8 protein-coding genes and 1 pseudogene are annotated in these 8,182 nt (G+C 70.2%); 3 read left to right on the forward strand and 6 right to left on the reverse strand.

Annotation, left to right across the window (positions count from 1 at the left end; genetic code table 11):
• Nucleotides 1-46: 46 nt before the first annotated feature.
• The 4 genes from AB0C29_RS22750 to ndhC all read right to left on the reverse strand — a co-directional run bounded on the left by AB0C29_RS22750 (nucleotide 47) and on the right by ndhC (nucleotide 2,109).
• Nucleotides 47-610 carry a DNA-3-methyladenine glycosylase I gene (locus AB0C29_RS22750; protein WP_360823320.1) on the reverse strand — a complete coding sequence of 188 codons (564 nt, stop codon included), beginning with the start codon at nucleotides 608-610 and terminating at the stop codon, nucleotides 47-49.
• 34 nt (nucleotides 611-644) lie between these two features.
• Entirely contained in the window at nucleotides 645-1,142 is a 498-nt protein-coding gene (locus tag AB0C29_RS22755) for an SRPBCC family protein (protein ID WP_360823323.1), read from the reverse strand.
• A complete protein-coding gene (locus tag AB0C29_RS22760) occupies nucleotides 1,139-1,648 on the reverse strand; it encodes a DivIVA domain-containing protein (protein WP_360823326.1) in 510 nt (169 codons plus the stop codon). The genes AB0C29_RS22755 and AB0C29_RS22760 overlap by 4 nt, the downstream gene beginning before the upstream one ends.
• An 83-nt stretch (nucleotides 1,649-1,731) precedes the next feature.
• A complete protein-coding gene (ndhC, locus tag AB0C29_RS22765) occupies nucleotides 1,732-2,109 on the reverse strand; it encodes an NADH-quinone oxidoreductase subunit A (protein WP_360545627.1) in 378 nt (125 codons plus the stop codon).
• Nucleotides 2,110-2,308: 199 nt separating this feature from the next.
• Here ndhC and AB0C29_RS22770 point away from each other — a divergent pair, with 199 nt between their 5' ends.
• Nucleotides 2,309-4,162, forward strand: a complete 1,854-nt coding sequence (locus tag AB0C29_RS22770; protein ID WP_360823329.1) for a 2-oxoacid:acceptor oxidoreductase subunit alpha — start codon at nucleotides 2,309-2,311, stop codon at nucleotides 4,160-4,162.
• Entirely contained in the window at nucleotides 4,155-5,201 is a 1,047-nt protein-coding gene (locus tag AB0C29_RS22775; RefSeq protein WP_360823332.1) for a 2-oxoacid:ferredoxin oxidoreductase subunit beta, read from the forward strand. The genes AB0C29_RS22770 and AB0C29_RS22775 overlap by 8 nt, the downstream gene beginning before the upstream one ends.
• A gap of 54 nt (nucleotides 5,202-5,255) precedes the next feature.
• On the opposite strand, the gene AB0C29_RS22780 is transcribed toward AB0C29_RS22775, so the two are convergent.
• Nucleotides 5,256-6,224 carry a potassium channel family protein gene (locus AB0C29_RS22780; protein WP_360823335.1) on the reverse strand — a complete coding sequence of 323 codons (969 nt, stop codon included), beginning with the start codon at nucleotides 6,222-6,224 and terminating at the stop codon, nucleotides 5,256-5,258.
• A gap of 235 nt (nucleotides 6,225-6,459) precedes the next feature.
• On the opposite strand from AB0C29_RS22780, the gene AB0C29_RS22785 reads away from it, so the two are divergent.
• Entirely contained in the window at nucleotides 6,460-6,963 is a 504-nt protein-coding gene (locus AB0C29_RS22785; protein WP_360823338.1) for a phospholipase, read from the forward strand.
• 74 nt (nucleotides 6,964-7,037) lie between these two features.
• On the opposite strand, the pseudogene AB0C29_RS22790 reads toward AB0C29_RS22785, so the two are convergent.
• Nucleotides 7,038-8,182: pseudogene (locus AB0C29_RS22790) on the reverse strand (adenylate/guanylate cyclase domain-containing protein); the annotation flags it as partial.

The raw sequence follows: 8,182 nt of genomic DNA on the forward strand, positions 1-8,182 counted from the left end.
GCCATTCGGTTGGCGGCGTCGGCCTGACTGAGCCCGTAGGCGGTCTTCAGGTAGGCCGGTAGATAGACGGAGAACGCGACATAGCCGCCGAACAGGCCGTCGTCGGGCCGACGAACTTGAACCCGCGCCTCTTCAGCTCCTTGGCCAGCGCGATCGACTCCGGCGTGGTCGCCGGGACGTCCGCGCGGGTCGCCGGGCGGGGCCGGGGCGGCGGCGCGAAGGACCAGAGCAGGGTGGCCAGGCCGTCCGGCAGGTCGGCGGCCACCCGGGCGTTGTGCAGGGCCGCGTCGACCTTCATCCGGTTGCGGACGATGCCCGGGTCAGCCATCAGCCGGGTCGCGTCCGCCTCGGAGAACGCGGCCACCGCCGGGATCGAGAAGCCCGCGAACGCCGCCCGGAAAGCCGGGCGTTTGCGCAGGATGGTGATCCAGGAGAGCCCCGACTGGAACGCCTCCAGGGTCATCCGCTCGAACAGCGCGTCGTCGCCGTGGACCGGGCGGCCCCACTCGAGGTCGTGGTAGGGCAGGTAGTCGGGCGTGCTGCCGCCCCATCCGCATCTGGCCCGGCCGTCCGCCCCGACGACCAGGCCCGCGGCGGTCACGTCTGTCATGCCGGAAACCGTACGAGGTCCCTCTGACAGAAAATCAGGGCAGGCGGCCCTGCTCGACCAGGCGGCCGAACTTCTTGAGCGCGCCCTTGAGGCTGAGCTTCGAGCCGGGCCAGATCACCGGCCAGGCCAGCTTGGCCGCGGCGCCGCCGGGCAGGTGGAACCACTCGTGCATGACGACCTGGGTGCGGTCGCCGGCCATCGCCGTGCAACGCATCGCGCCGGGGCCGCGCAGGATGTTGCCGCAGTGCACTACCCGGACCTCGTACGGCGCGTCGACCCGCACCACCCGCATCTCGTCGCGCAGCGCGGCCCCGCCGACCCCGGTGATCGCCTCGATCAGGCTGCCCTCGCCGCCGTCGCCCTCGACGATCCGCACCTTGGTGAACGGGATCCACTCGGACTGCCGTTCCCAGCTGGTGAACGCCGCGAAGACTCGGGGCGCGGGCGCGTTGACGATGACGGTCGCCGTGACCTCACCGGTGCCGGGGACCGCGGCGTCGCCGAGCCCGTCGACCGGCCCGGGCGCACTCACCGGCTCTCCGCCGGTTCCTCGTCACCCGCCGGCCGGGCAGGCGCCTTCTCACCGGCAGCCGGCTCGGCGGCGGCGGGAGCAGCGGGTGCCGGCTTGTCGTCAGGGGGCGTGACATCGGGGACCACCACAACCGGCTCCGGCGGCGGGGCGATGGCGGCCTCGCGGGCCCGGCGCAGCACGTCCGCGTCAGCCGTACGGCCCTCGCGCAGCGCGGCGACCTCGGCCTCCAGCACGCCGATCAGCTCGCCCTTGTAGCCGATGTCATAGGCGGCCCGCTGCAGCGCCTGGTCGACCTGGGACATCCGGTAGCCGCGGAACGCGGTGTCGAACCGGGTCCGGAACACGTCCTCCTCGCCGAGCGGACGGTCGCTGGGCAGCGGCAGAGACTTGCCGTCCGGCTCGACCGGCGTCAGGCCGGGGTCGCCGCCGCTCACCATGACGGTCACACCGAAGACGATCGCCGCGACGACGAGCGCCACGACGACGAAGAGGAGAAGCTGGCCCATGGGCACGATCGTGGCACGACCGCTGCGGGTGTGCGAGCCCGCCACCCCGCCGGGCCACAAACGCCCGGGTTGATCGAGGGACGTCAGGTCCAGGTGAGGATCTTCTTGCGCCAGGCGTACACGATGCCGAGCGCGAGAACCGCCACGAAGACGCCCATCTCGGCGACGGTCACCAGGCCGAATCCGGGACGGTCGAAGACGACCGCCCATGGGAAGAGGAAGACCGCCTCGACGGCGAAGAGCACATAGAGGTACGCGTACACGTAGTAGCGGATCTGGGCCTGCGCCCAGTCGCCGCCGACCGGGTCGACGCCGCTCTCGTAGGTCAGCCGCTTGCCCACCGGCTCGGCCGGGTGGGCCGGCCTGAGCAGCTTGTTCGCCCCGAACGCGCCGACGAAGACCAGCACGCCGGCGGCCAGCACCAGCCCCAGCGTGGCGTACGAACCCAGATAGCCCTGCACGGCCGCAGCCTAGCGAACCGAAGGGTGGACTCGGGTGGCTCAGGCAAGCCTTACCTGGCTACTGTGGTCAACGGTCTGAAGTCGGACACGCCCCGCGCCCCGCGGTGGTAAGGAGCGCCGACGTAGGCTGGAAGTGACTATTGCGGGCCGGCTCATCGACGTGCGTACCCGCCGGCCGGCTCCTTCAGGAGGTTGGAACGTGGGCGCTCCCGCGAAGCGTGTCGAGCAGCTCGATCGTGTGGTCATCCGGTTCGCCGGGGACTCCGGTGACGGTATGCAGCTCACCGGTGACCGGTTCACCTCGGAGACCGCGCAGCTGGGCAACGACATCTCGACACTGCCGAACTTCCCGGCGGAGATCCGCGCACCAGCCGGCACCCTGCCCGGTGTGTCGAGTTTTCAGGTGCATTTCGCCGACTACGACATCCTGACCCCTGGTGACGCGCCGAACGTGCTGGTGGCGATGAACCCGGCGGCGTTGAAGGCGAACGTGGGTGATCTGCCGCCGGGGGCGGACATCATCGTCAACACCGATGAGTTCACCAAGCGGAATCTGGCCAAGGTCGGTTACGCGGTCAGTCCGTTGGAGGACGGCTCGCTGGACGGCTTCGCCCTGCACCCGGTCGCGCTGACGTCGATGACCATCGGCGCACTGGCTGAGCTCGGGGTGGCCAAGAAAGACGCCGAACGCGCCAAGAACATGTTCGCCCTCGGCCTGCTGAGCTGGATGTACTCGCGGCCGTTCGCGTCCACCATCCGGTTCCTGGAGCGCAAGTTCGCCAAGCGCCCGGATCTGGTCGCGGCGAACAAGGCCGCGTTCCAGGCGGGCTGGAACTTCGGGGAGACGACCGAGGACTTCTCGGTGCGCTACGAGGTCAAACCGGCCAAGATGCTGCCGGGCACGTACCGCAACATCACCGGCAACGCCGCCCTCGCCCTCGGGCTGGTCGCGGCGGGTGTGCGGGCCAAGCTGCCGGTGTTCCTGGGCGCGTATCCGATCACCCCGGCCTCGGACATCCTGCACGAGTTGTCCAAGCACAAGCGGTTCGGCGTGACCACGATGCAGGCCGAGGACGAGATCGCCGCGATCGGCGCCGCGCTGGGCGCCTCGTACGGCGGTGCCCTCGGCGTCACCACCACCTCCGGTCCCGGGGTGGCGCTCAAGGGCGAGACGATCTCTTTGGCGATCGCGTTGGAGCTGCCGCTGGTCATCGTCGACGTGCAGCGGGCCGGGCCGTCGACGGGTATGCCGACCAAGACCGAGCAGGCCGACCTCAACATGGCCCTGTACGGCCGGCACGGTGAGGCCCCGCTCGCGGTGATCGCGCCGAAGTCACCCTCGGACTGTTTCCACGCGGCGATCGAAGCCGCCCGGATCGCGCTCAAGTACCGCACCCCGGTGATCCTGCTGTCGGACAACTACGTCGCCAACGGCTCCGAACCGTGGCTGCTGCCCGACGTCAACGACCTGCCCGACATCTCCGTGGCGTACACGACCGAGCCGAACGGTGGGGACGGGCGGTTCCTGCCGTACCTGCGGGACCCGGAGACCATGGCCCGGCCGTGGGCGATCCCGGGCACGCCCGGGTTGGAGCACCGCATCGGTGGGCTGGAGAAGGCCGACAAGACCGGTGACATCTCCTACGACCCGGCCAACCACGAGTTCATGGTCCGCACCCGCGCCGAGCGCATCGAGTCGATCCCGGTTCCGGACGTCGACGTCGAGGACCCGGACGAGAACTCCCGCGTGCTGGTGCTGGGCTGGGGCTCCACGTACGGGCCGATCGGGGCCGCCTGCCGGGCCCTGCGCCAGCGCGGTCTGCCGATCGCTCAGGCGCACCTGCGGCACCTCGCACCGCTGCCGGCGAACCTCGGTGAGGTGCTCGGGGCGTACGACAAGGTGGTCATCCCGGAGATGAACCTGGGCCAGCTCGCCCACGTCATCCGGGCCAGGTATCTGATCGACGCGGTTCCCTTCAACCAGGTCAGCGGTCTGCCGTTCACGGCCGCGACGCTGGAGAACATGCTCGAGGACGTGGTCAAGAATGGCTAGCAGCACGATTCCGCTGACGCCGGTGAAGCTGACGGCGAAGGACTTCAAGTCCGACCAGGAAGTTCGCTGGTGTCCCGGCTGTGGCGACTACGCCATCCTGGCCGCGGTCCAGCAGTTCATGCCGGAGCTGGGCATCGCCCGGGAGAACACGGTGTTCGTGTCCGGGATCGGCTGCTCGTCGCGGTTCCCGTACTACATGAACACCTACGGCATGCACTCGATCCACGGCCGGGCCCCGGCGATCGCGACCGGGCTGTCCGCGTCGCGGCCGGACCTGTCGGTGTGGGTGGTGACCGGTGACGGCGACGCCCTGTCGATCGGCGGAAACCACCTCATCCACGCCCTGCGCCGTAACGTCAACCTGAAGATCCTGCTGTTCAACAACCGGATCTACGGCCTGACCAAGGGCCAGTACTCACCGACCTCCGAGCTCGGCAAGATCACCAAGTCGACGCCGGCCGGGTCGGCGGACTCCCCGTTCAACCCGCTGTCACTGGCCCTCGGCGCCGAAGCGACGTTCGTGGCCCGGACCATCGACTCGGACCGCAAGCACCTGCAGTCGGTGCTGCGGGCGGCGGCCCAGCACCAGGGGTCGGCGTTCGTGGAGATCTACCAGAACTGCAACATCTTCAACGACGGCGCGTTCGAGGTCCTCAAGGACCCGAACACCCGCGACGACCACCTGATCCGCCTGGAGCAGGGCCAGCCGATCACCTTCGGCGCCCAGGACCAGTATTCGGTGGTCCACCCGGCCGGGGCCTTCGGCCTGTCGGTGCGGGACAGTGCTGAGCTCGGGGGCGAGACCCCGGTCGTGCACGACGCGACGGTCGACGACCCGGCCTACGCGTTCGCGCTGTCCCGGCTGTCCGGCTCGGACCTGGGCACGACCCCGATCGGCGTGTTCCGCAACGTCGAGCGCCCCTCCTACGACGAGCTCATCCAGAAGCAGCTGGAGGACGCCAAGTCGCAGGTGACCGGCACTCCGGACGAGATGCTCAGCGACCTGCTCAACGCCGGCGACACCTGGACCATCCTGTAACTCCGGCGCAAGCACCAAGATCGGCTCGGGCCGCCAGGCCCGGGCCGATCTGCGTCAGACGGCTACGCCGACGCCGCTGTTCTCCTCGTCCCGGATGTAGATCAGCATGTCCCCGGTGTCGATGGTGACCGACTGCTGACCGCCCAGCGGCAGCACCTTGCCCCGGCGGATCAAGGCCACCACCAGCGTCTGGAGCTCGCGCGGGTTGCGGCCGACCTCGTCGCGCTCCGCGGACCGCATGGCCAGCGCCATGCCCTGGCCGGGGGTCAGCAGATCCTCGACCACGTCGATCAGCGGCGGGGTCGTCGTGGTCAGGCCGAGCAGCCGGCCGGCGGTCGACGACGACACGATCACGTGGTGGGCGCCGCTCTGCTTGAGCAGCGCCGCGTTCTCCTGCTCGCGGACCGCCGCGATGATCCGGACCTGGCCGGCCGTCAGCTGCCGCACCGTGAGGGTGATCAGGACGGAGGCCTCGTCGCTGTCGGTGGCGATGATGACCGACTTGGCGTTCTTGACGTCCGCCTCGAGCAGGACCGCCGAGCGGGTGGCGTTGCCCTCGATCGCGACCAGGCCGTTGGCCCCGGCCTGGCGCAGGGCCTCGTCGCGGCTCTCGACCACGACGATGCGGGACTTGTCGTAGCCCGTCTCCAGCAGCGCGCTGACCGCGGCCCGGCCCTTGGTGCCGTAGCCGCAGACGATGATGTGGTCCTTCAACTTGCGCCTCCACCGGGTGACCCTGATGTTCTTGCGGTACTGGTCCGTGAGCACCTCGAGGGTCGTGCCGACCAGGATGATCAGGAACAGCACGCGCGCCGGGGTGATGAACACGATGTTCACCAGGCGCGCGTCGGGCGTGACCGGGGTGATGTCGCCGTAGCCGGTGGTGGAGAGCGACACGACCGCGTAGTAGAAGCAGTCGAGCAGGGTAAGCCCGTCCTCGTTGAGGTCGCGGTAGCCGTCGCGGTCGATGTAGATCACCAGCACGGTGAGCAGCACGAGGACCAGGGCGGCAACCACCCGCACGGCGAGCGCTCGCAGTGGTCCCTGTCGGACCAGAGGTAATCGGATCACTGAACGGCCGCCTGCACGTTCACACCATAGCGGCCGGGTCCCACACCGCTTTTCAGGACAGCACATGACAGGCCCGCCGCGGAATACCCACCGGTAAGTTGAGGCATCGTTAAGGAAAACTCCATTGATCGTCTTGTATCTAGAAGGCTGTCGATCCAAGACTGGCGGCCTACCGCTGGAGGTTTCGATGAAACGGTCCGTCCGCCGTACCCTCGTCGTCCTGATCTCTGCGCTGGCCCTGCTGGCTCCCTCCGTGGCGGCCTCGGCCGCCACGGACAGCAAAGCCACCGTCCTCTCCCGCTGGACCCAGACCGCCGCGTCGAGCAGCACCGCCTGGAACGACGCCCGACTCAACCGCGCCCCCTGGGCCAGTTACGGCTTCGACTGGACCACCGACTACTGCTCGTCCAGCCCGGACAACCCGCTGGGCTTCAACTTCTCGCTGTCGTGCTGGCGCCACGACTTCGGCTACCGCAACTACAAGGACCTGGGCGCGTTCCCGGCCAACAAGGACCGGCTGGACGACATGTTCTACGCCGACCTCAAGCGCAAGTGCGCCACCTACAGCACGGTGACCCGGCCGGCCTGCTACAGCCTGGCCTGGACCTACTACCAGGCCGTGAGCATCTTCGGGTCGCTCGAGGCCGTCAACCCGTCCGACATCGACCGGGCCCGCGAGCTGGTCGAATAGCCGGCCGGCCCCGGGTCGGCCGGTGCGGCCGGCCCGGGGTGGGTCCTCCCGCGCCGGCTCAGCTCGGGGCCGGGTCAGCCCAGGGTCTGGGCGAAGCGGGCCGAGCCGTGTTCGAGGTCCGGATGCTCGACGGCCAGCGCCATCGCGACGGCCCGGCCGAAGCCGATCTCCGCCCCTTCGGCGTAGGCCGCGTCGAAGGCCGCGTCGCCGAGCATCCGCCTCAGGGCAGCCTGCTGCCCGGACCAGAAGCCCCCGAAATGGGTCGCCCGGCACGCCCCCCGCACGGATTCCGCGCCGCCGAACAGGACGGTCGCGGTGGCAGGGTCGCCGCCGATGGCACACCGCACGGCGATCGCCGCGACGGCATCCGCGGCGGCGCCCCGGAAGCCGTGCCGCAACCGCGACCGCAGAGCGACAACCAGGTGGTCGTGCGCGGCGACCAGGTCGCGGCGGCGCAGGGCCACCATCCCGAGCAACCAATCGACGGTACGGCTGCCACGGTCCTCCGGCCGTCCCGCCTCCAGCTGACGGGCACTGCCGAGCAGCTCCGCGGCCTCGTCCAGGGCGTCACGCCGCCACAACAACTCGGCGAGAGTGACCACCGCGGGCAATGCGGCAGCCGGCACCCCGGTGCGTTCGGCCCGGGCGATGACGTCGCGGCACACCTGCTCGGCCTCGACCGTCCGGCCGGCCTCCACGAGCGAGAGCCGCTGCCCGGAGAGGGCCCGGACCAGCAGCGCCGGGTGACCCACGCGTCGGGCGATGTCCTCGGCCCGGTCCAGGAAGCGGGTGCGTTCCTCCCGGTCGTCGGCGAGTCCGGCATGGACCAGGTACGCGGAGGCCAGCTCGACCGGGTCGATCCGCTCGCCCTGCTCGGTGAACTCGCCGTCGATCCGCCGGTAGAGCCGGAACAGCAGGTCCCGGCCGTCCCGCGCCCGGCCGTGCTCGCGCCACCACGGAGCCAGCGCCCCGGCGAGCCGCAGCCCGGCCCGGACACTGCCACCGACGGCGGACCAGCGCAGGGCGGCCTGCCACTCCTGCACGTACGGCGCCAGCTCGGTGAGGGAGACGGTCCGTGGCTGCCCGTCGGTGTCGACGGCGACACCGTCGAGGGTGTGCAACGACCAGTCGACGTGCCGGTCCCGGGCGGCCTGCTCCTCCCCCGCGGCGGCGAGCCGGCGGGTCGCGTACGCCCGGACCTGCTCGGACATCTGGTAGC

Source organism: Actinoplanes sp. NPDC048791 (assembly GCF_040650095.1).
Lineage (GTDB): Bacteria > Actinomycetota > Actinomycetes > Mycobacteriales > Micromonosporaceae > Actinoplanes.